This window comes from Nocardia wallacei (genome assembly GCF_029869545.1).
In the GTDB taxonomy this organism is placed as follows: Bacteria; Actinomycetota; Actinomycetes; order Mycobacteriales; family Mycobacteriaceae; genus Nocardia; species Nocardia wallacei_A.
This window is the reverse complement of the sequence record NZ_JARWQD010000148.1, coordinates 38,075-59,933: the sequence shown is the minus strand read 5'-3', so window position 1 is coordinate 59,933 and position 21,859 is coordinate 38,075. Positions and strand designations below refer to the sequence as shown.

General features: G+C 69.6%; 23 protein-coding genes. 9 read left to right on the top strand and 14 right to left on the bottom strand.

Annotation, left to right across the window (positions count from 1 at the left end):
• Positions 1 to 346 precede the first annotated feature (346 nt).
• Genes QH290_RS12125 through QH290_RS12085 form a run of 9 tightly spaced genes read right to left on the bottom strand, consistent with a single transcriptional unit; the run spans position 347 to position 8,327 of the window.
• Positions 347 to 1,021, bottom strand: a complete 675-nt coding sequence (locus QH290_RS12125; RefSeq protein ID WP_280268848.1) for a TetR/AcrR family transcriptional regulator — start codon at positions 1,019 to 1,021, stop codon at positions 347 to 349.
• Between the two features lie 34 nt (positions 1,022 to 1,055).
• Positions 1,056 to 2,096: an asparagine synthase-related protein gene (locus tag QH290_RS12120; protein WP_280268849.1), complete on the bottom strand. Its 1,041-nt coding sequence runs from the start codon at positions 2,094 to 2,096 to the stop codon at positions 1,056 to 1,058.
• A 33-nt stretch (positions 2,097 to 2,129) separates the two neighbouring features.
• Positions 2,130 to 3,407, bottom strand: coding sequence for a metal-dependent hydrolase family protein (locus QH290_RS12115; protein ID WP_280382880.1), 1,278 nt, complete (start codon positions 3,405 to 3,407; stop codon positions 2,130 to 2,132).
• Complete coding sequence (locus QH290_RS12110) at positions 3,404 to 3,739, bottom strand: hypothetical protein (protein WP_280268851.1); 336 nt, start codon at positions 3,737 to 3,739, stop codon at positions 3,404 to 3,406. The genes QH290_RS12115 and QH290_RS12110 overlap by 4 nt, the downstream gene beginning before the upstream one ends.
• Positions 3,736 to 5,010, bottom strand: coding sequence for an aromatic ring-hydroxylating oxygenase subunit alpha (locus tag QH290_RS12105; protein WP_280268852.1), 1,275 nt, complete (start codon positions 5,008 to 5,010; stop codon positions 3,736 to 3,738). The genes QH290_RS12110 and QH290_RS12105 overlap by 4 nt, the downstream gene beginning before the upstream one ends.
• A gap of 12 nt (positions 5,011 to 5,022) precedes the next feature.
• Positions 5,023 to 5,862 carry a TauD/TfdA dioxygenase family protein gene (locus tag QH290_RS12100; RefSeq protein ID WP_280268853.1) on the bottom strand — a complete coding sequence of 280 codons (840 nt, stop codon included), beginning with the start codon at positions 5,860 to 5,862 and terminating at the stop codon, positions 5,023 to 5,025.
• Positions 5,863 to 5,887: 25 nt separating this feature from the next.
• On the bottom strand, positions 5,888 to 6,223 hold the full coding sequence (locus QH290_RS12095; protein ID WP_280268854.1) for a hypothetical protein: 336 nt from the start codon (positions 6,221 to 6,223) through the stop codon (positions 5,888 to 5,890).
• Between the two features lie 5 nt (positions 6,224 to 6,228).
• Positions 6,229 to 7,512 carry an aromatic ring-hydroxylating oxygenase subunit alpha gene (locus QH290_RS12090; protein WP_280268855.1) on the bottom strand — a complete coding sequence of 428 codons (1,284 nt, stop codon included), beginning with the start codon at positions 7,510 to 7,512 and terminating at the stop codon, positions 6,229 to 6,231.
• A 20-nt stretch (positions 7,513 to 7,532) separates the two neighbouring features.
• Positions 7,533 to 8,327, bottom strand: coding sequence for an SDR family NAD(P)-dependent oxidoreductase (locus tag QH290_RS12085; protein ID WP_280382879.1), 795 nt, complete (start codon positions 8,325 to 8,327; stop codon positions 7,533 to 7,535).
• Positions 8,328 to 8,485: 158 nt separating this feature from the next.
• On the opposite strand from QH290_RS12085, the gene QH290_RS12080 reads away from it, so the two are divergent.
• Entirely contained in the window at positions 8,486 to 9,079 is a 594-nt protein-coding gene (locus QH290_RS12080; protein WP_280268857.1) for a TetR/AcrR family transcriptional regulator, read from the top strand.
• 31 nt (positions 9,080 to 9,110) lie between these two features.
• Here QH290_RS12080 and QH290_RS12075 read toward each other — a convergent pair whose 3' ends face one another.
• Genes QH290_RS12075 through QH290_RS12065 form a run of 3 tightly spaced genes read right to left on the bottom strand, consistent with a single transcriptional unit; the run spans position 9,111 to position 12,789 of the window.
• Entirely contained in the window at positions 9,111 to 10,799 is a 1,689-nt protein-coding gene (locus tag QH290_RS12075; RefSeq protein WP_280382878.1) for a nitric oxide reductase activation protein NorD, read from the bottom strand.
• The gene (locus tag QH290_RS12070) at positions 10,796 to 11,617 is read right to left on the bottom strand and encodes a CbbQ/NirQ/NorQ/GpvN family protein (RefSeq protein WP_280382877.1); all 822 of its coding nucleotides are present in this window, start codon (positions 11,615 to 11,617) and stop codon (positions 10,796 to 10,798) included. Before QH290_RS12070 ends, QH290_RS12075 begins: the two co-directional genes overlap by 4 nt.
• Positions 11,617 to 12,789, bottom strand: a complete 1,173-nt coding sequence (locus QH290_RS12065) for a spirocyclase AveC family protein (RefSeq protein WP_280382876.1) — start codon at positions 12,787 to 12,789, stop codon at positions 11,617 to 11,619. Before QH290_RS12065 ends, QH290_RS12070 begins: the two co-directional genes overlap by 1 nt.
• A gap of 134 nt (positions 12,790 to 12,923) precedes the next feature.
• Between QH290_RS12065 and QH290_RS12060 the strand changes: the two genes are divergently transcribed.
• Positions 12,924 to 13,562 carry a TetR/AcrR family transcriptional regulator gene (locus QH290_RS12060; RefSeq protein WP_280268861.1) on the top strand — a complete coding sequence of 213 codons (639 nt, stop codon included), beginning with the start codon at positions 12,924 to 12,926 and terminating at the stop codon, positions 13,560 to 13,562.
• Here the strand turns inward: QH290_RS12060 and QH290_RS12055 are convergent.
• The gene (locus QH290_RS12055; protein WP_280268862.1) at positions 13,559 to 14,119 is read right to left on the bottom strand and encodes a helix-turn-helix domain-containing protein; all 561 of its coding nucleotides are present in this window, start codon (positions 14,117 to 14,119) and stop codon (positions 13,559 to 13,561) included. The genes QH290_RS12060 and QH290_RS12055 overlap by 4 nt on opposite strands.
• Before the next feature lie 182 nt (positions 14,120 to 14,301).
• Here QH290_RS12055 and QH290_RS12050 point away from each other — a divergent pair, with 182 nt between their 5' ends.
• From QH290_RS12050 to recN, 5 genes are all read left to right on the top strand, one after another.
• Positions 14,302 to 15,063 (top strand): SDR family NAD(P)-dependent oxidoreductase, encoded by a 762-nt coding sequence (locus QH290_RS12050; RefSeq protein WP_280268863.1) that lies wholly within the window; start codon positions 14,302 to 14,304, stop codon positions 15,061 to 15,063.
• A gap of 73 nt (positions 15,064 to 15,136) precedes the next feature.
• The gene (locus QH290_RS12045) at positions 15,137 to 15,454 is read left to right on the top strand and encodes a hypothetical protein (RefSeq protein ID WP_280382875.1); all 318 of its coding nucleotides are present in this window, start codon (positions 15,137 to 15,139) and stop codon (positions 15,452 to 15,454) included.
• A gap of 1 nt (position 15,455) precedes the next feature.
• On the top strand, positions 15,456 to 16,292 hold the full coding sequence (locus QH290_RS12040) for a TlyA family RNA methyltransferase (protein ID WP_280268865.1): 837 nt from the start codon (positions 15,456 to 15,458) through the stop codon (positions 16,290 to 16,292).
• Entirely contained in the window at positions 16,289 to 17,218 is a 930-nt protein-coding gene (locus QH290_RS12035) for an NAD kinase (protein ID WP_280268866.1), read from the top strand. Before QH290_RS12040 ends, QH290_RS12035 begins: the two co-directional genes overlap by 4 nt.
• On the top strand, positions 17,218 to 18,999 hold the full coding sequence (gene recN / locus QH290_RS12030) for a DNA repair protein RecN (RefSeq protein ID WP_280268867.1): 1,782 nt from the start codon (positions 17,218 to 17,220) through the stop codon (positions 18,997 to 18,999). Before QH290_RS12035 ends, recN begins: the two co-directional genes overlap by 1 nt.
• A gap of 12 nt (positions 19,000 to 19,011) precedes the next feature.
• Here recN and QH290_RS12025 read toward each other — a convergent pair whose 3' ends face one another.
• Positions 19,012 to 19,434: an SRPBCC family protein gene (locus QH290_RS12025; RefSeq protein WP_280382874.1), complete on the bottom strand. Its 423-nt coding sequence runs from the start codon at positions 19,432 to 19,434 to the stop codon at positions 19,012 to 19,014.
• Between the two features lie 167 nt (positions 19,435 to 19,601).
• On the opposite strand from QH290_RS12025, the gene steA reads away from it, so the two are divergent.
• Positions 19,602 to 20,816 (top strand): putative cytokinetic ring protein SteA, encoded by a 1,215-nt coding sequence (gene steA / locus QH290_RS12020; RefSeq protein WP_280268869.1) that lies wholly within the window; start codon positions 19,602 to 19,604, stop codon positions 20,814 to 20,816.
• 9 nt (positions 20,817 to 20,825) lie between these two features.
• Positions 20,826 to 21,743 carry a copper transporter gene (locus tag QH290_RS12015; RefSeq protein ID WP_280268870.1) on the top strand — a complete coding sequence of 306 codons (918 nt, stop codon included), beginning with the start codon at positions 20,826 to 20,828 and terminating at the stop codon, positions 21,741 to 21,743.
• Positions 21,744 to 21,859: the final 116 nt, after the last annotated feature.

Sequence of the window (21,859 nt, the reverse complement as noted above, 5' to 3'; positions counted from 1 at the left end):
GGGCCCCGGCCGGGCGGGGGGGGGGGGGCCCCCCGCCCCCGCGGCCGCGCGGGCCCCCCCTGGGGCGGGGGGGGGGGGGGGGGGGCCGCCCCCCCGCGCCGGTGGGGTGGCTGCATGGGTTTCTTTCTGTGCGGAGGCGGTGCACGCGGACGGCGGGGCAGGGCTGCGGTTCTCGCAGCGCCGCGCCCGTACGCTCACCGCCGGATCGGGTTCATCGCATCGCCCGAACCGCTGGTGGCGTGGGCGCGCGGATACCGTGCCCGGGTAATGTCCGGGCATCCGAGAGGACAGTAACATAGTTACTGAGGGCGTCGTCCGGGGTCGGCATCGTGAGATGCCACAGCGATCAGTCGGTGTCGGTTGTTCCCGGTCCCGGGTCGTACGGGGAGATGAACGACGGCCGCAGCACCAGCGGCTGCACGGTGCCCGGCTGCGGCCGCTGGGTGAGCGCGGGGGCGGCGAGCGGCTCGTTGTTGGTGGTCAGGCGGTAGACGATGCGGTCGAGCGCGGGCAGGATCTCGGTGATCTCGATGGCGCCGGCGGCGAAGCGGCCGATCAGCGCGTGCACCATATTGGTCAGCACCAGCCCCACGTCGGCCACGTATTCCGGATCGACGTTGGCGAACAGGGGGCTGATGGCGGGCAGGACGGCATCGAAGCCCTGGGCGTCGAGTCGCTGTGCGGCCGGACCGGTTCGGGCCAGGTGGTAGGCCTCGAGCATGCGCGGATGGCGCTCCCACGGCTCGAAGACGTAGCGCAGCATCCGCATGATCCCGTCCCGCAGGCTCTCGTCCGCGGGCGGCTCCGGTATCTCGGTGAACATGTGGGTGGCCATCCAGTGCTCGACGGCGGCGAGGATCAGCTCGTCCCGCGTCGGATACAACTTGTAGACCGTGGTCAGCGACACGCGCGCGCGGCGGGCCACCTCGCGCAGCTGGACGGCGTCGTACCCGTCGGACTCGAGCAGCCCCAGCACCGTGTCGATGATCTTCGCCGCCGCGTCCCGGCCCGTCCTTTCCATCGATCTACAGTAACCTAGTTATTCGGTCGTCCGATCACCGCGTCCCGATGGCTGGACCGGGCTCGATGGCGCGTCCGCCGTGACGGTCGAGGATCGCCAGATAGAGCCGCGCCGCGAGGGTTTCGGGGTCGTCGGACACCGGGTCGGTGTAGGTCCGCGCGCCGTGCTGCCCGGCCGCCCAGTGGCGTGCCGCCCGGGCCAATGCGCCCACCAGCCCGGACGATCGCTGGATCGGTGACTTGGCCGCCCACGCGAGGTGCCCGACGCTGCGCGGAAGCCGGCGCTCGCACGCGAGGCGGAGCGCGAACTTGTCGACGGCCCGGCCGTCGTGGTCACCGAAAAGCGCAGGGGGCGCGAACTGTTCGGCGATCTGCCACCATCGCACGGTCTGAAAGACCTGAACCAGCTGTGCGGCGGTGCCGCCCAGCAGGGCGGGGTAGAAGTGCGGGACCAGGCGGTGGTAGCGGAAGTTCGCGACCGACTCGGCCCGGATCAGCGCGTCGAGTTGCGCGCACGCCTCGGCGGAGTCGAGGGGGTGGGCGAGGCGCTTGCCGCCCGCCAGGATGGCGTCGGCGCCGTTGCCGGACAGCACCGCGCCCAGCCCGGGGATTTTCTCGAGGCTGCTGCGGGCGGCGAGCAGGGGAATGCCCGCGGTGACCTCCCACAGTTCCGCGATGCCGATGCGTTCCATCACGTCCTCGGCCAGCCGGGCCACCTCGCCGGGCGTCAGATGTATTACCTCGTGCGGTATTCCGAGCGCGCCCGCGGCGGCCGCGGCATTGTCGCGGTCGGTGCCGCCGTCGGTGACGACCGTGAGGGCGTGCGGCCGATGGCCCAGATCGACGGCGACGGCGGCCGCATAGATGGAGTCGACACCCCCGCTGAGGAGAATGGCCGGTGTCCCGCCGAAGCGGTCGAACACCGCGGTCAACCGGGACCGGATCTCCGCGTCGATGATCGTCGCGGCGGCCTCGGGATCATCGATGATGCGACGCTCCGGCGCGTGCCGGGCCATGTCGTCGAGCACGTCCGTGACATACTCGAGCGGCTCCGAGGTCTGTGGAGGTAGGGGCATTCCCCCGAGAATTCCGGTGGTGCGGTGGCCGAGTCAAGCCGGGACCGTTGTGGCCTCCATGGTGACGGTGTCGTTCCTGACGATGGCCCCGTCCTTCATGACGAACCGCACGTCCTGCACGGTCGTGATGTCGCTGGTGGGATCGCCGGGGACGGCGATGATGTCGGCGAGCAGCCCCGGGGCGAGGCGGCCGCGGTCGTCGGCGCCGATGAGCTCGGCGCTGGTCACGGTCGCGGCGCGCAGGGCCTGGGCCGGGGTCATGCCGCGATCCACCAGCGCCCACAGTTCCTTCGCGTTGTCGCCGTGCGGAACGGCGGGTGCGTCTGTGCCGCAAGCGATCCGGACTCCGGCGGCGATCGCCTTGCGCAGGGTCTCGCGTGCCTTCGGGAAGACCTCGGCGGCCTTCTTCTGCAGTGCCGGAGCGGCTTTCGACACATCCAGCCCCTCCGACAGGTAGCTGGTGGGTACCAGGAAGGTGCCGTGGTCGACCATCATGGTGATGGTGTCGTCGGAGGCCAGCGACCCGTGCTCGATGCAGTCCACCCCGGCGCGGACGCACGCGCGGATACCGGCGTCGCCGTGGGCGTGCGCGGCGACCCGGACCCCGGCGCGGTGCGCCTCGTCGACGATCGCGGCCAGTTCCTCGTCGGAGTACTGCTGGGCGCCCGCGACGGTGCCGTGCGACATCACCCCGCCGGACGCCGAGATCTTGATGACCTCCGCGCCGTATTTGATCTGGTACCGCACGCACTCGCGGACCTGTGGCACGCCGTTGGCGCGACCCTCCTCGACGCTGAGCGGCATGATGTGCGGGGCGAGGCGCTGGAACATGGTGGGGTCGAGGTGCCCGCCGGTCGGCGTGATGGCGTGCCCGGCCGCGATGATCCGGGGGCCCTCGACCCAGCCCTGATCGATCGCGCGGCCCAGGTCGACGTCGAGCAGGTAGCCGCCGGTCTTCACCATCAGCCCCAGGTTGCGGACGGTGGTGAAACCGGCGTTCAGGGTCGTGCGCGCGTTGATGGTCGCTCGCAGCGTGCGGTAGACCGGGTCGTCCTGCACGCCGTGCATCGCGTTCGGCAGCCCGGACGGGTTGTCCGGTCCGCCGATGAGCAGGTTGATCTCCATATCCATCAACCCGGGCAGCAGCGTGACGTCGCCCAGCTCGACAACCCTTGCGCCGGGCGGCAAGTGCGGTGGATCGACCGCGGTGATGACGGCATCCTCCACGACGATCTCGGCGGGCGAATGCACCACGCCGGTGTCCGTGTCGACCCAGCGCGCGGCGCGCAGGACGGTGGCGGGCGCGCTCATGGGATCGGCTCGATGACGCAGTCGAGCGCCGCGGCGCCGGTGTCGGGGATCCTGGGCTGGCTCCACACCTCCACCGGGAACGACACGTTGATCATCGAATACAGCAGGTACAGCAGGTTCTGCACCTGGTCGGGCAGGTCGTCGAGCGCGAACTTGTCGCAGTAGGCGATCACCTCCTCGGCGCGGGGCGTGATCGCGTCGTAGAACCGCTGCATATCGTCCATGGAGCTGGCCAGGCGCCGGGCGTAGCGCTCGGATTCGCTTGCCAGGCACCAGGTTTCGGCGAACGGCTCGAGGTCGGCGAATTCCGCGGGAAGCAGGGTGCCGGTCATCGCGGTGCCACCTCCGCGCGCTCGCGCCGGTATTCGCCGACCCAGTCCCCGGCCACCTTGTGCAGATGCCGCAGCAGGATCTCCTGATCGTTGAGCGGAAAGGCGGTGACCGCCCGGGATTCCAGCATCATCTGCGTCGCCTCCAGCGTGCTGCTGTCCTGCAATCCGTACTCCTTGAACGTCACCGCGGCCATCTCGTGCGCGACCCGTTCGCGTGCGGTGCGGGCGGGCGGGAAGTAGAGATTGCCCTCGAAGGTGTGGGTGTTGTGCGAGGTCGGCCAGTAGTGATAGGTCAGATACCAGCCGCCGGACCAGATCAGGATCACGAAGTTGGGCCACAGCTGGAACGAGTCCAGGCCCCACGGGTCGCAGCCGGCGGGGTTCAGGCCGGGCGGCATCTCGCCGAGATCCGGTGTGTCCCAAGGGCCGAACAGCCCGCTGCGGGTGATGTCCTCCATCGGCTTGCGCATCTCCGGGTCGAGTTCCCAGGTGACCACGCCGGAGGTGCTCACCAGCCGGTGCGGGCCGTCGAGACGGTAGTGCGGCGCCTCGAATCCGGCCTGCTGGGCGGCGATGGAGTAGTTGTCCGGAGTCTGCTTACCGTGCAGCACCGGCGCGTGGTAGAACTCCTGGAACGCGTCCATGTACAGCTTCCAGTTGGCGCCGACCTCGGAGCGGTAGCAGAAGCGCTGGGTGAGCTTGTCGAACGGGTAGCCCTCGAGCCCGGTGACCATGGGGCCGAGGAACTCTCGCAGCGTCTGCGCGGGCCGCGGGGCGAGGTTGACGAAGATGAAGCCCGCCCAGACCTCGCAGTGCACGCGCACGAGGCCGAGCTGGCCCTTGTCCAGGTCGAAGAATTCCTCCTCCTGCTGCACGAAATCCAGTGCGCCGTCGAGGTTGTAGCGCCAGCCGTGGTACTTGCAGGTGAACTGGCGGCAGGTGCCGGAGACCTCCTCGCGCGGGAGTTCGTTCCACACGAGCTTGTTGCCGCGGTGGCGGCAGATGTTGTGGAAGGCGTTGATGTTTCCCTCGCGGTCGCGCACGACGACGACCGACGTGTGCGCCGCGGCGATCTCCTTGGTGAAGTAGCTGCCGGTGCGCGGAAGCTGTTCCACGCGACCGACATTGAGCCAGGCGCGCTTGAAGATGGCCTCGCGTTCGAGTTCGAAGAACTCCGGGGTGATGGAGTCGTCGTAGGACATCGGCGCGGTGCCGAGTTCGGGGTAGTGCTGGGTCCAGCTGCCCTCGGCGGGCTTGGGCCAACGAGGCATGGTGTACTCCTGTTATCGGATCGGTTCGTCGCCGAGGACGGTGGTGCGCAACATTTCTCGCGGCGATCCCGGCTCGTACGGGGCCGCGCGGTGGATGACGCCGCGGTTGTCCCAGAGGACGGTGTCGCCGACCGACCATTCGTGGCGGTAGACCCGCTCGGGTGCGGTGCAGCGATGCAGCAGATCGTCCAGCAGTGCCCGGCCCTGCTCGGCGTCCATGCCGACGACGTGATCGGTCGAGGCGCCGAGCACCAGCGAGCGGCGCCCGGACTTGTGCGTCCAGATCAGGGGGTGCTCCTTGACCGGGCGCCGCCGCCAGACCGCGAGCTGCTCGGGGGTGGGGTCGGGGGTGACCAGGCGCTGGGATGCCTCGAGCGAATGCACGACGCGCAGATCGGCGAAGCGCTCCTGTTCGGCCGGGGTCAGGCTGTCGAATGCCCGGTAGGTGGAGGCGAATTCGGTTTCCCCGCCGGTCGCGGCGACGGCCTTGGCGGTGAGCATGGTGGCCATCTGGGGGTAGGCGTCGTCCTGCGGCGTGCAGCCGTCGATATGCCAGTCGAACGTCGCCCGCAGATATCCGGCCGAGGAGTTCTTGGTGGTGTCGAGGCTCACCAGGTAGATGCCGGGCACCGGATGGTGGCCGGGCTCGGTGTCGATCTCGCCGAGCTTGCGGCAGAACGCCACCTGGGTCTCCGGGGCCAGGTGCAGGCCGCGGAACACCAGTACCCCATGGGTTTCCAAGGCATGCAATATCGTGTCCACCACGGTGGCGTCGTCGAGCAGGCGGGTGCTGTCGATGCCCGTCACCGCGGCGCCGACGTCGTGGCTGAGTTTGTCGATGGTGATCGTCATTCGAATGTCCTTCCGGCCCCGGGGATCAAGGCAGCGGCTCGCGCACGCGGTGGATTTCGGCATCCGCGCTGTCGGTGGGCTTGGGCTGCTGGAATATCTCGACCGCCATGGCGACCATCACCAGCGAATAGACCAGATGCAGCAGATGCAGTGCGTCCTCGGGCAATTCGTCGAGCGGGAATTTGTCGCAGTAGGCGATGGCCTCGTCCAGGCGCGGCAGAAACGCGTCGTGGAAGGTGACCAGCTCCGGCATGGTGCTGGCCATCCGCCGCGCCCACCGCTGCGATTCCGTGGGCAGACACCAGGTGTGCGCGAACTTCTCGAACTCCGCGAACTCCGGGGGGAGTAGTTTCTCGGCCACGGTGCTCACACCTCCGCGCGGTCGAGCCGGTACGCGTCGACCCAGTCGGCGACGGCCTTGTGGAAGTGGCGGACCAGGATCTCCTGATCGTTGACCGGGAAGCTGGACAGCCCCGCGGTGCGGTAGGCCGATTCCAGGGCGGTCTGGGTGCCGGTGAGCATGCCCGCGTCCTGCAGCGCGAACTCCTTGAACACCACCGACGCCACCTCGTGCTCCACCCGTTCGCGCACGCTGCGGGCCGGTTGGAAGCACAGCATGCCCTCGAAGCGGTGGGTGTTGTAGGAGGTCGGCCAGTAGCGGTACAGCAGATACCAGCCGCGGTAGATGAGGATCTCGATATTGGGGAAGATCTGGAAATTGTCGATACCCCACGGCTCGACGCGCCCCGGATTCAGCCCGGGCGGCATCTCGCCGAGATCCGGTGACTCCCACGGCCCGACCAGGCCGCTGCGGGTGATGCGCTCGATCGGGTACATGTACTCGGGCGGCAGCGTCCAGCGCCGGGCGCCGCCGGTGGACACCATCCGGTGCGGCCCGTCCACCTGGAAGTGCGCGCACTCGAAGCCTTTTCCGGTCCGGACCGCGTTGGGGATCTGCTGCGGGTGGAGGCCCGGGACGTGGTAGTACTCCTGGAACGCGTCGGCGAACAGTTTCCAGTTGCTCTGGTTGTCCGCGGTGAACTCGTACCACTCGGTCATCTCCTCGAACGGGTAGCCGTCGAGACCGGTGATCATGGGCCCCAGGAATTCCCGCAGCGTCTGGCGGGGGTGCGGGTCGAGATTGACGAAGACGAATCCGGCCCACACGTCGCAGTGCACGGGGACGAGCCCGAATTCCTCCTTGTCCAGGTCGAAGAATTCGCCTTCCTGCTGGACGAAGGTCAACGCGCCGTCGAGCCCGTAGCGCCACCCGTGGTATTTGCAGGTGAACTGGCGGCAGGTGCCCGCGGACTCCTCGCGCGGGAATTCGCTCCAGACGAGTTTGTTGCCGCGGTGGCGGCACACATTGTGGAACGCCTTGATGTCGCCCGCGCGGTCGCGGACCAGGATGACCGAGGTGCGGGCGGCCTCGATCTCCTTGGTGAAATAGCTGCCGGTGCGCGGAAGCTGTTCGATGCGGCCGACATTGAGCCAGGCGCGCTTGAAGATCGCCTCGCGCTCGAGCTCGAAGAATTCGGGCGATACCGAGTCCTCGAACGAGATGGGTGCGGTGCCGAGTTCGGGGTAGTGCTCGGTCCAGGTGCCTTCGGCGGGCTTGGCCCACTGCTGCGCGGTGGTGGTTCGAGTCATGGTGCGTCCTCCGTTTCCGGTCATATGACGGCCCCGCCGTTCACGCCGAGGACCTGGCCGGTGATGTAGCCCGCCTGGTCCGAGCACAGGAACAGGCAGGCCGCGGCGATATCGTCGCCGGTGCCCAGGTGCCCGACGGGGATCGCCCCGGCCATGGTGGCGTTGTCGGGAAGGTGCCCGGCCTGCTGGGACCGCCGGGACATCGGGGTGTCGATCCCCGAGGGCGGGATGGTGTTGACGGTGATGCCACGGGCGGCGTACTCGCGGGCCAGCGCCTTGGTCATCGCGACGACCGCGCCCTTGGACGCGGTGTAGTGGACCATCCCCGGCGAGCCGCGCTGTGCGCTGGACGAGGAGATCGTCACGATGCGTCCCCATCCGGCGGCCGTCATGTCCGGGATGGCGGCCTGCACGCAGTGGAAGGTCCCCGTCAGATTCACATCGACCACGCGGTGCCACTGCTCCGGCGAGATCTCGGTGAAGGGCGCGAATCCCACCAATCCCGCACTGGTGACGAGGATTTCGACGGCGCCGAACTCCGCGCGCACCTTGCGCAGCGACTCCTCGACGCTGCGGCGGTCGGTCGCGTCCACCTCACAGGCCATGACCTCGCCGCCGCCGGACCGCAGCTGCTCGGCGGTGCGCTGCGCACCGTCGCCGTCGATGTCCAGGATCGCGGTGCGGTGGCCGTGCTCGGCGAAGGTCCGGCAGATGGCGGCGCCCATCCCGGACGCGCCGCCCGTGACGACCGCCACCCGGCCGCCGCTGGTTGTGGTTCGGTCCGGCCGGTTGCGAAAGTCCTTGGGGTTACTCATGTTTCGGGCTGCTCTTTCTCACGCGGGTGCTCCACGTCGAGGCCGCGGGACATCGGGGGAAGCGCCGCTCCCGGAAGTTAATCGACTGCCTAAATTAGGCGAGTGATTAACATATACGGCAGACTGTCGGTGACTGTCAACAGCCTCAGGAGGCCAGCATGAAACCGGGCCGCAGCGCCGACCCCGAGAATTCCCCCACGCGCGCTGCGCTTCTCGACGCGGCGGAGCAGATCATGCTCGAGGAGGGCTACGCCGCGGTGACCACGCGGCGCCTGGCCGCCCGCGCCGGCGCCAATTCCGCCCTCGTCTACTACTACTTCGGCACCATGGACAACCTGTTCGCCGAGCTGTTCCGCCGCGGCGCCGACCGCAGCTATCGGCTGCAGGTCGAGGCGCTGGACTCGCCGCAGCCGCTGTGGGCGCTGTGGGAGGCGATCCACGATCAGTCGCAGACCGCGCTGACGATGGAATTCGTCGCGCTGGCCAACCACCGCAAGGCGATCCGCGCCGAGATCGTCGAGTCCTCCCGGCGGTTTCGCACGCTGCAGCTCGACGCGGTGACCAAGGTGTTCGCGGACTACGGCTACGAATCCGCGACCTACACGCCCGCCGCGGTGGTGCTGCTCATGTCCAGCATCTCCCGGTTCCTGCGGATGGAGGAGGCATTCGATGTCGACGCCGGGCACGAGGAGGTGATCCGGCTGATCGAGACCTTCCTGCGCGAGCTGGAAGGAGAGCGCCAGACGGTGTGAAGCCTTATCCCGGAACGGGTTTCGAGCCTCCCTATCCCGGAACGGGTTTGGGCGCGCTCAGTTCCCGTAGGGAGGACAGGAACAGCTCGTCCATGCGCGGGCTCAGCTCGGCCAGGGTGGCGGCGCTCGCGCAGCTCGCGGAGCCGAACACGCGCTCGAGGGCCTCGGTGTCGGTCCCGGCGCCGATCGACAGGCACAGGCACGCGACGCCGTCGGCGCGCAGTTCCTCGAGCGCCTTGTAGGCGTCGGCCTCGGCGTACCGGCCCTCGTAACCGTCGTCGTAGGGGAATCCGTCCGACAGCACGATCAGCAGCCGATTCTCCGTTCCCGCATCGGATTTGAGGATTTCACCGGCCCCGCGGATCCCCGCGCCGAGCCGGGTGTAGTTCGACGGCTGCAGCTGGTTGAGCCGGGCCCGTCCGACGGCACTGAACCGCTGCCCGAACGTCTTGATCGCCGGGAGATGGACCGCGTGGCGGCCGTGCGACCGGAAGCCGTACACGGCGACGCGATCGCCGAGTTCCTCCAGCGTGAGGGCGAGCGTGGCCGCCGCCCGGCGCTGATGGTCGTGCACGGCGAGTCCGTCGGGATCGGTGTCGGTGGCCGAACCGGAGGCATCGAGCAGGATGAGCACGCCGAGGTTGCGGTCGAGTTTGCGGCGCTCGAGGTACACGTTCTCCGGTGGTGAGAAGCCCGAGCGCAGATCGACGAACAGCTCGATGAGCGCCTCCAGATCGAGTTCGTCGCCGTCGGGTCGGCCGCGAAAAGCCTTGGGGCCGAGCCCGATCCGGGCCAAGCGCCGCCGCAGTACCTCGTCGCGCGGCACACCGGCGGCGGAGATGTCGGCGTCGACGGTGAGCGGGAAGTCGATGACCCGGCACCATTGGGGCCGGTACCGGTTGTGGTGGACGTCCCACTCCGGATACAGGGCCCCGCCCACGCCGACGGCGGCGCCGGGCTTGTCGTCGTCGGTGAAACGGATCTGCGTGGGCAGCGGCCGGGCGTGCGCCCCGACCATGCGTGCCCGGCGCACGGCACGGACCTGCGCCTCGGCACCGGCGGGCCCGTCTCCGGGAGATCGCTTGCTGCCGAGCTGTTTTCGGAAGTAGTCCATGAGGGCGCGGGAACCGAACAGCGGGTTCTCGAACAGTTTGGCGATCTTGCTCTCCCCGGACTGTTCGGTGTCGCCGTCGTCCTCGTCCTCGGGCACGTCGAGCGGATCGAATTCCAGGCGCAGCTCCTGGTCGGTGGCCCGCGCGCCCGGCCCCTCGGCGGGCGCGAGCAGCCGGGACGGCTTGATGACCCCGAACCAGTCCGGTGGATCCTCGACCGGGCCGCGGCCGCGGGCTGCTCGCAGCGACTCGTCGGCGGTCGCGGTGACGGGCGGCCCGGGGTCGAGATCGGCTGCGAGCGGGAACCTTTCGGCGAGCTCGGCCAGGACGCGACGGCCCTCGAGCGCCAGATAGCGCCGCGCCACCGACGGGCGTGCCCGCAGTGGTTTCACCCACCGGTCCGCGAGGCTGCCCGCGCCGAGCAGCCCGGCCTGCAGCAGCATCTCGCGGCGCTGCTCGGCGAGGGATCCGTCCGCCGACACGAAGACGACCTGGCCGTTGGTGTGCGCCGGGACCCCGGCCGGTGCCCGCGCGACCTCGATCGACCGACCGGCGACGAGGGTGGCGAGCAGCCGGAACCGTTCCGGGCCAAGGGGTTCCGCGGTCATGACCGGGGCAGGACGGCGTCGACGAGCTCGCCGAGCGCGCGGATCACCTCGTGATCGTCCGACAGCGCCTGCACGACGGCGGACTGGACGGCGGCGCGCAGGCTCAGCCCCTCCGCGACGAGGCCACCGGCGAGGATCAGCATGCGCGTGGACGACACCTCCCGCAGGGGCGAGCCGTCCAGGTTGCGGATGGCATTGCCCAAAGTGACCAGCGCGGCGGCCGTTTCGGCGTCGATCTCGGCCTCGTGGGCGACCACCTCGGTCTCGATCTCGGCGGGCGGGAAGCCGAGTTCGATGGCGACGAACCGCTGGCGGGTCGACTCCTTGAGGTTCTTCAGCACGCTCTGATAGCCGGGGTTGTAGGAGATCACCAGCTGAAATCCGGGCGCGGCCGACAAGGTGGTGCCGAGCCGATCGACCGGGAGTTCGCGGCGGTGGTCGGCGAGCGGGTGGATCACCACGGTGGTGTCCTGGCGCGCCTCCACCACCTCGTCGAGATAGCAGATCGCGCCCTCGCGCACCGCGCGCGTCAACGGCCCGTCCACCCACACGGTTTCGCCGCCCTTGAGCAGGAATCGGCCCACCAGATCCGCCGAGGTCATATCCTCGTGCCCGGCGACGGTGATCAACTCACGGCCCAGTTCGGCCGCCATGGCCTCCACGAAACGGGTCTTCCCGCATCCCGTGGGGCCTTTGAGCAGCACCGGCAGGCCGCGGCGGGCCGCGGCGTGGAAGACCTCCACCTCGTCGCCGATCGCCCGGTAGAACGGCGGCGATACGGGCGCGGTGGGAGCGGCATGGCTATTGGTCAGCGTCATCAATTTCCCCGATCGAACGGAACGATTTTCGGAAGCTCTTTGCCCTCCGGCACCACGACATTGCCGTTCGGGTCGATATAGGCGGTGTCGTTGCCGGGGACCGGGAGAACGGGATCGGGGCACAACCGGCCCGTCCCCTCACCGCAGATGCCCATGTCGAAGTACGAGCGCTTCTGCACGTCCTCCGGCCACGGCTCGGCGTGCATGGCGAAGAATTGCGCGGGGATGTTGTAGAACACGAAGAAGAACGTGCTGCACGCCGCGAAAATCGCCAGGAAGCGCGTGAACTGCTGTTTCACGAACCCGCCCTGAATGCGTTCGAGCCCGCGCTCCACGAAGGTGCGGCCGCGGTCGTCGGTGAAGTAGCGCAGCGCGCACAGGCCCGCCTGCACGCCGCCCCACATCAGCCCCTCGTAGATCGGCCACTGGTAGTAGGTGCCCGCGTTGATCGACAGCGACTGAATGGCGCCCGGATAGGTGAACAGCCCCATCGGCATCAGGAACAAGCCCTCGATGACGAAATCGAAGAAGAACGTCCACACGATCAGCACGCCGATCAGTCCGGCATTGTTGATCCGCGGCCAGCGGGCCTTGGTGCGGCGCATGACCCAGCAGCCCAGGATCGTGCACAGCAGCACGCCGTAGGAATATCCGGGCGCATTCATCAACACCGGTTCCGCCATCATGGCGCCCGGTTCCCCGAACGATCGCCACCCCGGAACATGCAGCACCCACGAGCCCATGTTCCACATCCAGGTGTTGTACGTACTCCACGTGTTGAAGTAGTTCAGCAGCGGATCCTGGAAGAACAGCAAACCGCACGCGACCAGCAGCATGCCGTCGAGCGTGATGCGCCGTTCCCGCCGCCAGGGACGGACGATGAAGTAATAGATGCCCACGGGCAGACCGGCGATGATCACGGCGGTCCAGATGATGAGGATGGTCTTCATCGCCGTCGGTGGATCGCTCGGCCCGGCGGGCACCCGTTCGAAATACGGCCCGGTGATCCACCGGATCCATACGTACAGCTGGAAAGCCAGGATCAGGCCGCCGAGGACGGCCCAGATCCGGACGGGTTTGGACTTGGACTGAACCTGGGAACCCAGCGAGGCCACGTCGCCGACGGGTTCGGTGACGAGGTGTGCGCTCTTGCTGTTGGACGGTCCGCTCATGACACCGTCTCCTTCTCGAATGTTGCGGTGCGGCGCTCGGATCCGCGCGTTCGCGGCGGGCGACTCGGCCAATATACCAACGGGTATCTGAGAGACCAACGGTTTTCTCGGATCCTCTTGGTAGACTGCGGGGCATGGTCGAGCGGTGGACGGTGGAACGACGCCTCGAGCACACGCGTTCGCTGCTGCTCGATGCCGCCGAGGCGGTGTTCGCCGAAAAAGGTTTCATGGCAGCGACTCTCGACGACATCGCGCGCACGGCGGGCTACACGAAGGGCGCCATCTACAAGCATTTCGCCGCGAAGGAGGACCTCTTCCTCGCGGTGAGCGACCGGTACTGGCGCCGGTACTTCGACACCTTCACCGAGGTGATCTCGGCGGCCACCGAGATCGGCGCGAACGAGCTCGACGAGATCGCCGAGCGCTGGCGGCAGCTCGGCACCGACCGCGGCGCCGAGCAGGCGGCACTGGGCCACGAGTTCACCCTGTATCTGCTCCGCAATCCCGAAGCGCGGCAACGGGTCGCGGCCAAGCGGGCGGAGGTCGTCGAGGCGGTCGCGACCTTCGTCGCCGAGGGCCTCGAGCGCATCGGCGCGACCCTGCTGATCCCGGCGTCGACGTTCGCGCACATCCTCATCGCCACCACCGACTCCGTGGTGCTCGGCAGCCGCCTCGACGATATCGACCTGTATCGCCCGACGCTCGAGATGTACGTCTCGGCAATCAAATTGCCCGGGGAGCGACCGCCCGGTGCCGCTCCGGAGCCTCGCTAGGCGTCACCGGACAGGCTGCGCTGCAACAGGTCCCATGCCCGCGCGCCGACGGAGCCGCGGTCGGCGGCCGGGGTCCGGGAGAGTAGCGCGGCATACATCGACAGCGCCAGCAGCAGGTCGTCCACGGTGGCATCGGCCCGCATCGCCCCGGTCGCGCGGGCGGTGTCGAGTTTGGCGGTGAAGACCGCCGACAGGCGCCCGTGCAGCGATCCCAGCCGCATGTCGTCGGCCATCGGATCGATGATCTCGATCAGTGCGATCGACTCGGCGAGCTGGGAGATCACCGCGGCCAGCACCTCCTCCAGCGTGGATTCCGGTGTGGCGGCGAGGGTTTCGATCGCGGCGATATTGTCTTCGAACACCGCCAGCGCGAGGCTCTCCCGGGTCGGGAAGTGCCGGTAGAGACTGCCCTGGCCGACGCCCGCGGCCCGCGCGATCGCGCTGAGCGGTGCGTCGAATCCCCGCTCGGCGAGCACGGTCCGCGCGGCCGCCAGCAACGCCGCACGGTTGCCTGCCGCGGCGCTCGGTCCTCTGTTCGACCGGCGCGGCTCTCCCATGGGCGCTACCTTATCCAGCGGCCGATCGCCGCCCGCGAGTGACATCGAGTCGCGGAGTGTGGTGTAGATTCTAACCGGACAACGGTGTCCGGTTGTGGATGGTCCGCCGTCGAGCGACTGGTCGCCGGCGGCCGTCCGCCGCCCATATCCGGTGCCCAGCACCAACGCAGGAAGGAGCCCCGATGCCCGACAGCAACGAGCGCCACGAGCGGGTGAGCCTGGTGACCGGCGCCGGATCCGGCATCGGTCGCGCCATGGCGCTCGCCTTCGCGCAGTCCGGGACGCGGGTCGTCGCGGCCGATATCAATCTCGAGGCCGCGGAGAAGACCGCCGCGGAGATCGGCGACGCCGCGATCGCGGTGGATGTCGACATCTCCGATCCCGGTGCGGTCGAGCGGATGGTGCGCCGCGCGCTCGAGGTCTTCGGGGGCATCGACGTGTTGTGCAACAACGCGGGCATCCTCGACTCCATGGCGCTGCCCGCGGATATGACCGTCGCGGAATGGAATCGGGTGCTCGGCGTCAATTTGACCGGTACCTTCCTGGTCACCCACGAGGTACTGCCCCACATGCTGGAGCGCGGCAGCGGCGCGATCGTGAACACCGCCTCCGAGGCGGGGATCCGCGGCGGCGCGGCCGGTGCCGCCTACACCGCGTCCAAGCACGGCGTGGTCGGCCTGACCCGCAATGTCGCCTGGTCCTACGCCGACAAGGGGATTCGCTGCAACGCCGTCCTGCCCGGCGCCACCCTGACGGGCGTGGCGGAGCAGGTCGCCGGGTTCGATCAGCGGGGCGTGGCGCGGCTGCAGCCCGTCCTCGCCCTCAACCACACCATCGCCCAGCCGGAGCAGATCGCGGCGGTGGCCGTCTTCCTGGCCTCCGACGCCGCCTCGTTCGTCAACGGCGCCATCGTCCCGGTCGACAGCGGCTGGGCCGCGGGCTGATCGCGGGGAGTTCGCCTCGTGGGCCGGTAGGTACGTGTGTTCGATTCCGAACTCCGGTAGCGTTGTCGGCACCATGACTACGCCGATGCCTCGTCCGCCCGAATCCGGTTCCAGCGGGCCCCACCCGGGGGTTCCGCTGCCCGGCCAGCACCTGGCGGGCGCGAATCCGGCCGAGTTCGCCGATCCGGAGCAGGTGCGCACGGAGATCGACGCCCTGCTGTCGGAACTGACTGCGGGAGCGCGCGGTTCGCTCGCGGCGGAGCTGCACGGCGAGGCACCCGCCGAGGCCGCCTCGGCCGCCGCCGGGACCGATATCACCCGGCGCGCCCGCATCCTGGAGCAGGCGCACGAGGTGCTGGTCCAGGCCCTGGCGACGGTGGACAAGATCTGAGTTGGCCAGGCGCGCGCGGGTGGACGCCGAACTGGTTCGCCGCGGATTGGCGCGGTCGCGGGAACACGCGGTCGAGCTGATCGGCGCGGGCCGCGTCCTGATCAACGGTACGGTCGCGTCGAAGCCGGCGACGGCGGTGGAGCTCGGCACCCCGCTGCTGGTGCGCGAGGAGCCCGACGAGGTGCAGTGGGCCTCGCGCGGCGCGCACAAACTGCTGGGCGCGCTGGAGGTGTTCGAGCCGCGGGGCGTCGCCGTCGCCGGTCGGCGCTGCCTGGACGCGGGGGCCTCGACCGGCGGCTTCACCGATGTGCTGCTGTCGCGGGGCGCCCGCGAGGTGGTGGCGGCGGATGTCGGCTACGGGCAGCTGGTCTGGCGGCTGCGCAGCGACGAGCGGGTGCGCGTGCACGACCGCACCAACGTCCGGGCATTGACACCCGAGGCGATCGGCGGAACCGTCGACCTGGTGGTCGCGGATCTGTCGTTCATCTCCCTCGGCCTGGTGCTGCCCGCGCTGGCGCAGTGCTGCGCGCCGGGCGCCGACCTGCTGCCGATGGTGAAACCCCAGTTCGAGGTGGGTAAGCAGCGGGTAGGCTCCGGTGGTGTGGTGCGGGATCCGGCCCTGCGCGCCGAGGCGGTGCGCGAGGTGGCGGCCGCGGCGGCGGCGCTGGGGCTGCGGACGCGGGGCGTGACGGCCAGCCCGCTGCCCGGCCCGTCCGGGAATGTCGAATACTTCCTGTGGCTGCGCAAGGAGCCGGACGGGCCCGCCGGGACCGACGAAGCCGCGGCGAGTGAGATCGCGGCGCTGGTGCGGCGGGCGGTCGAGGAGGGACCACAGTGAAACGGGAGATCCTGCTCGTCGCGCACCCCGGCCGCCCGGAACTGACCGAGACCGCGCACCGGGTGGCGAAGATCTTCGAGGATGCCGGGATCGGCCTGCGCGTGCTGGCCGACGAGGCCTACAGCACCCGGCTGGACTGCGACGACACGGGCGAGCCGGACGGTTATCCGGTGCAGGCGGTCGACCACGGGCCCGACGCCGCCGTGGGGTGCGAGATGGTGCTGGCGCTCGGCGGCGACGGTACGTTCCTGCGCGCGGCCGATATGGCGCGGTCGGCGCGGGTGCCGGTCTTGGGAATCAACCTGGGCCGCATCGGATTCCTCACCGAGGCCGAGGCCGAACATCTCGACGACGCGCTGGCCCAGGTGGTGCACGGCGACTACCGCATCGAGCAGCGGATGACGATAGATGTCAGTGTCCGCGTCGATGATGTAGTCGTGGAACGCGGATGGGCCCTCAACGAGGCCAGCATCGAGAACGCCGCCCGCATGGGCGTGCTGGAGGTGGTGCTGGAGGTCGACGGCCGCCCCGTCTCCCAATTCGGCTGCGACGGCGTGCTGATCGCGACGCCGACCGGTTCCACCGCGTACGCGTTCTCCGCGGGCGGCCCGGTGGTGTGGCCGGAACTGGAGGCGCTGCTGGTGATCCCGAGCAACGCCCACGCCCTGTTCGCGCGCCCGCTGGTGACCAGCCCGGATTCGCGGATCGCGGTGGAAACCGTTGCGACGGGCCATGATGCGATAATTTTCCTGGACGGCCGCCGCACGCTCGCGTTGCCGAAGGGCGCCCGGTTCGAGGCGGTCCGCGGGAGCGAGCCGGTGCGCTGGGTGCGGCTGGATTCCGCGCCGTTCGCCGATCGGATGGTGCGCAAGTTCCAGCTGCCCGTGACAGGCTGGCGAGGTCGTCCGCCGAACGGAGAGCACTAGTGCTGACAGAGATCAGGATCGATGGCCTCGGCGTCATTTCCACCGCCACGGCGCACTTTCACGAGGGGCTGACCTGCCTGACCGGCGAGACCGGCGCCGGTAAGACGATGGTGGTGACGAGCCTGCACCTGCTCGGCGGTGCGCGCGCGGACGCCGGGCGCGTGCGGCAGGGGGCCGCCCGCGCGGTGGTGGAGGGCCGCTTCACCGTCGAGGACGTGCACGACGGCGCCCGCGACGAGGTCGCGAAGGTGCTGGAATCGGCTGGGGCACAGCGCGATGACGACGGCAGCGTCATCGCCGTGCGCACCGTCGGCAGCGACGGGCGCTCGCGCGCGCACCTGGGCGGGCGCGGCGTGCCCGCGGCCGTGCTCGGCGATTTCACCGCGCCGCTGCTCACCGTGCACGGGCAGAACGACCAGCTGCGGTTGCAGCGGCCGGAGCAGCAGCTGCGGGCGCTGGACCAGTTCGCCGGTGGCCCGATCGACGGGCTGCTGCGCAAATACCAGCTGGCCCGCCGCACCTGGCTGCAGGCCCGCGACGAGCTGGCCGAGCGCCTGGCCCGCGGCCGCGAACTGGCGCTGGAGGCGGACCGGCTGAAGTACTCACTGGACGAAATCGACGCCATCGCACCGGAACCCGGCGAGGACGAGCGCATCGTCGCGGAGGTGCGCCGGCTGTCGGACCTGGATTCGCTGCGCGAGGCGGCGACCGCCGCACACGACGCGCTCGCCGGTCCGGCCGATGCGCCCGGCGAGGGCGCGGGCGCGCTGGATCTGCTCGGCACCGCGCGGGCCCGGCTGGACTCGGCCGAGGATCGCGCGCTGGCGGACCTGTCGCCGCGGCTGGGCGAGGCGATCTCGGTGGTGGTCGACCTGACCACCGAGCTGAGCACCTACCTGTCGGACCTGCCGTCGGATCCCAGCGCGCTGGATTCGCTGCTGAACCGGCAGGCCGAATTGAAGACGCTGACAAGGAAATACGCGCCCGATATCGACGGCGTGATCGCCTGGGCCGACGAGGCGCGCGGCCGCCTGGATTCCCTCGACGTCTCCGACGAGGCGCTCGACGCCCTGCGCCGGGAGGTCGAGGCCGGTGCCGAGCAGGTCCGCGAGACGGCGCGGAAGCTGACCGCCGCGCGCACCAAGGCCGCCAAGAAGCTGGCCGCCGCGGTGAGCGCCGAGCTGTCGGGCCTGGCCATGGGCCGCGCGAAGCTCGAGGTCGCGGTGCGCCCGATCCCGGCGGCCGCCGGGGATTCGGCCCCGATCACCGTGGACGGCAAGGAATTACACGCCGGATCCACCGGTGTGGACGAGGTGGAGTTCCGGCTCGCCGCGCATTCGGGCGCCCAGTCGCTGCCGTTGAGCAAGAGCGCCTCCGGCGGCGAGCTGTCGCGCGTGATGCTCGCGCTGGAGGTGGTGCTGGCCAGCTCCGAACACGGCACGACCATGGTGTTCGACGAGGTGGACGCGGGTGTCGGCGGCCGCGCCGCGGTCGAGATCGGGCGCCGCCTGGCCCGGCTGGCCCGCACCCACCAGGTGATCGTGGTGACCCACCTGCCGCAGGTGGCCGCCTTCGCCGACACCCACCTGGTGGTGGACAAGGTCGACGACGGCAAGGGCGTCAACAGCGGCGTGCACGCCCTGGCCACCGACGAGCGCGTCAAGGAACTGGCCCGCATGCTGGCCGGTCTGGACGACACCGAGACCGGCCGCGCGCACGCCGAGGAACTGCTGGAGACCGCCCGCGCCGAGAAGGACAGCGCCACCTCGGCGGCGAGCTGAGCGAGCCGCGGGTTACCGGGCCACGGCCTTCTTGGCGGCGCTGAGGAAGGGATTGATCAGGCCCTTGAGGGCCAGCTCGGTGAGCTTGGCGGGGACGGGCAGCTTCGGGTCGGAGTCCATGCGGTAGGTGACCAGGGTGCCGCCGGGGGCGTCGGCGAAGGTAATGGTGCCGGTGTGGCTGCGGACCGGGGCACCGGCGACGATCTTGTACTCCATGCGCTCGCCGGGGACGAGGGCGGTGGTCTCCTCCGTGACGCCCACGCCCGCGACGCCGACCAGGTACCGCGCGCCGACACCGGTGCGCTCGGGCGAGCCGGGCTGCTTCAGGGTGAAGTTGATCGGCAGGTACTTGTTGAGGCTGTCGCGCTCGGTGAACAGCTTGTACACGACATCGCGCGGCGCCGGAATGACGGTGTCGACCGTGGTACTGGCCATCTCAATCTCCTTCGAAAGCGGTGCGCCGCGAGCATATCGGTCCCGGACATATCGGTCGCGGTTCGGTGACCTCCGGACGGGTCCCTCGCATCACTGTGACGAATCTGGTAGGGGAACTCGGCGCGCCTCCACCAAAGGTTGAGGGTTTCCGATCATCATCGGACCTCATGAAGATGCTGGCGCTGCTGTCGAAAAGCACCGAAACGCTGCCCGGCCTGTCCGGGATAGCCCGGGTCGACCGCAACACCCGGCGTCTGCTCAAGCGTGTCGGACCGGGCGACGTCGTGGTGCTCGACGAGATGGATCTGGATCGGCTCACCGCCGACCGGCTCGTCGAGGCGGGCGTGGGAGCGGTGGTCAACGCCTCCCCGTCGATCTCCGGGCGGTATCCGAACCTCGGCCCGGAAGTGCTGGTGGCCAACGGAATCCTGCTGCTGGACGCGGTGTCGTCCGATGTCTTCACCAAGATCAAGGACGGCGTCAAGGTCCGCATCGACGAGGGCGTCGTCTACGCCGACCGCGTCACCAAGAAGGCGCCGGAGGTCCTGGTGGAGGCCATCGAACTCGGCGAGGCCACCATCGCCGAGCGCATGATCGAGGCCCGCAACGGCCTGGCCGATCACCTGGAGGCGTTCGCGGGCAACACGATCGAGTTCATCCGCACCGAAAGTGCCCTGCTGATCGACGGTCTCGGGGTGCCGGAACTGGCCGTGTCCATGCGTAAGCGGCACGTGGTGGTGGTCGCCGACGGGCCCGACCACCGCGAGGACCTGAAGTCGCTCAAGCCCTTCGTCAAGGAATACGCGCCGATCCTGGTCGGGGTCGGGCGCGGCGCGGATGCGTTGATACGCAGCGGATATCGGCCCGATCTGATCGTCGGCGACCCGGAGGAGATCACCGCGACCGCCCTGAAATGCGGCGCCGAGGTGATCCTGCCCGCCGATACCGACGGCCACGCCAAGGGGCTCGAGCGCATCCAGGATCTGGGCATCGGCGCCACCACCTTCCCGTCGTCGGGATCGGCGACGGATCTGGCCCTGCTGCTGGCCGATCACCACGGTGCCGCGCTGATCGTCACCTGCGGCGCCGCCGCCTCGCTCGACGACTTCTTCGATCGCAGCAGGCGCGAATCGAATCCGGCGACCTTCCTCACCCGGCTCAAGACCGGATCGAAGCTGATGGACGCCAAGGCCGTCGCCACGCTGTACCGGCAGCGCACCTCCGGCTGGGCCGCCGCGCTGGTGGTGCTGGCCGCGCTCGTCGCGCTGATCGTGGCGCTGCTGGCCTCGCAGCACATGGGCGGCGAGGTGCTGGACTGGGTGCGCGACACCTGGCAGCACACCGAGTCCTGGGCGCGGGGCTTACTCCACGGGAAACAATAAGGGGGAACAGTGATTTCGTTACGCCAGCACGCCATCTCGATCGCGGCGATCTTCCTCGCCCTGGCGATCGGGCTGGTGCTGGGCGGGCAGGTGCTCGGCGGGGGCGCGCCGCGCGCGGACCGCGGCGGCGACGGCGAGCGCAGCGAGGAGAACGCCGAACTGACCGCGCAGCTGAACGCGGCCGACGCCTTTCTCGCCCGGTCGTCGGGCCGGCTGCTCGGGGGCACGCTGGCCGATCGCAGCGTGGTGGTGTTCACCACTCCCGACGCCGACGGCGGCGATGTCGACGCGGTCACCAAGTCGCTGCTGGCCGCGGGCGCCACCGTGGCAGGAAAGGTCGCGCTGTCACCGGCTTTCGTGGACTCCGGGCAGGGGGACCGGCTGCGCACCGCGGTCACCAACATGATCCCCGCCGGGGCGCAGCTGCAGACCGGCGCGGTCGACCAGGGCGGTCTCGCGGGCGACCTGCTGGGCCTGGCGCTGCTCACCGATCCCGGCAACGGCCAGCCGCGGGCCACCGAGCAGGAACGCGGGCTGATCCTGGATACGCTGCGCGGCGGGGGATTCCTGAACGCCGACACCGTGCACCCCGCCCAGCTGGCGGTCGTCGTCACCGGCGCCGGGGCGAAGGCCGACCAGGACAACGAAGGCTCCATCATCGGGCGGTTCGCCGGGGGACTGAAGGGGCGCAGCGCGGCGGTGGTGCTCGCCGGGCGATCCGGGGCCGCGGAGGGCTCCGGGCCGATCGCGGTCGTGCGCGGGGACTCCCAGCTCGGGTCCGCGGTGACCACCGTCGACAATGTCGATCACGAGATCGGGCGGATCACAACGGCTCTGGGGTTGAGCGAGCAACTCAACGGCGTCACCGGGCGATACGGGACCGGCGCCAAGGCGAACTCGCTGACCGTGGCCGCCATGCCGCGATGACGTGGGGAGCCAGGGGCGGGTGTGCAGTCAGCGGCGGATGGGGCTGATGAGACGAAATAAGTTCCAGCCATCGTGTGGCTACCGCGCGTGGCGTCGATTCGTGGCCGATTTTCGTG

What these genes read in the sequence shown, in the direction of transcription:
- QH290_RS12125 (WP_280268848.1), bottom strand. Translation starts at nt 1,021, where the DNA reads ATGGAAAGGACGGGCCGGGACGCGGCGGCGAAGATCATCGACACGGTG.
- QH290_RS12120 (WP_280268849.1), bottom strand. Translation starts at nt 2,096, where the DNA reads ATGCCCCTACCTCCACAGACCTCGGAGCCGCTCGAGTATGTCACGGAC.
- QH290_RS12115 (WP_280382880.1), bottom strand. Translation starts at nt 3,407, where the DNA reads ATGAGCGCGCCCGCCACCGTCCTGCGCGCCGCGCGCTGGGTCGACACG.
- QH290_RS12110 (WP_280268851.1), bottom strand. Translation starts at nt 3,739, where the DNA reads ATGACCGGCACCCTGCTTCCCGCGGAATTCGCCGACCTCGAGCCGTTC.
- QH290_RS12105 (WP_280268852.1), bottom strand. Translation starts at nt 5,010, where the DNA reads ATGCCTCGTTGGCCCAAGCCCGCCGAGGGCAGCTGGACCCAGCACTAC.
- QH290_RS12100 (WP_280268853.1), bottom strand. Translation starts at nt 5,862, where the DNA reads ATGACGATCACCATCGACAAACTCAGCCACGACGTCGGCGCCGCGGTG.
- QH290_RS12090 (WP_280268855.1), bottom strand. Translation starts at nt 7,512, where the DNA reads ATGACTCGAACCACCACCGCGCAGCAGTGGGCCAAGCCCGCCGAAGGC.
- QH290_RS12085 (WP_280382879.1), bottom strand. Translation starts at nt 8,327, where the DNA reads ATGAGTAACCCCAAGGACTTTCGCAACCGGCCGGACCGAACCACAACC.
- QH290_RS12080 (WP_280268857.1), top strand. Translation starts at nt 8,486, where the DNA reads ATGAAACCGGGCCGCAGCGCCGACCCCGAGAATTCCCCCACGCGCGCT.
- QH290_RS12075 (WP_280382878.1), bottom strand. Translation starts at nt 10,799, where the DNA reads ATGACCGCGGAACCCCTTGGCCCGGAACGGTTCCGGCTGCTCGCCACC.
- QH290_RS12070 (WP_280382877.1), bottom strand. Translation starts at nt 11,617, where the DNA reads ATGACGCTGACCAATAGCCATGCCGCTCCCACCGCGCCCGTATCGCCG.
- QH290_RS12065 (WP_280382876.1), bottom strand. Translation starts at nt 12,789, where the DNA reads ATGAGCGGACCGTCCAACAGCAAGAGCGCACACCTCGTCACCGAACCC.
- QH290_RS12060 (WP_280268861.1), top strand. Translation starts at nt 12,924, where the DNA reads ATGGTCGAGCGGTGGACGGTGGAACGACGCCTCGAGCACACGCGTTCG.
- QH290_RS12055 (WP_280268862.1), bottom strand. Translation starts at nt 14,119, where the DNA reads ATGGGAGAGCCGCGCCGGTCGAACAGAGGACCGAGCGCCGCGGCAGGC.
- QH290_RS12050 (WP_280268863.1), top strand. Translation starts at nt 14,302, where the DNA reads ATGCCCGACAGCAACGAGCGCCACGAGCGGGTGAGCCTGGTGACCGGC.
- QH290_RS12045 (WP_280382875.1), top strand. Translation starts at nt 15,137, where the DNA reads ATGACTACGCCGATGCCTCGTCCGCCCGAATCCGGTTCCAGCGGGCCC.
- QH290_RS12025 (WP_280382874.1), bottom strand. Translation starts at nt 19,434, where the DNA reads ATGGCCAGTACCACGGTCGACACCGTCATTCCGGCGCCGCGCGATGTC.
- steA (WP_280268869.1), top strand. Translation starts at nt 19,602, where the DNA reads ATGAAGATGCTGGCGCTGCTGTCGAAAAGCACCGAAACGCTGCCCGGC.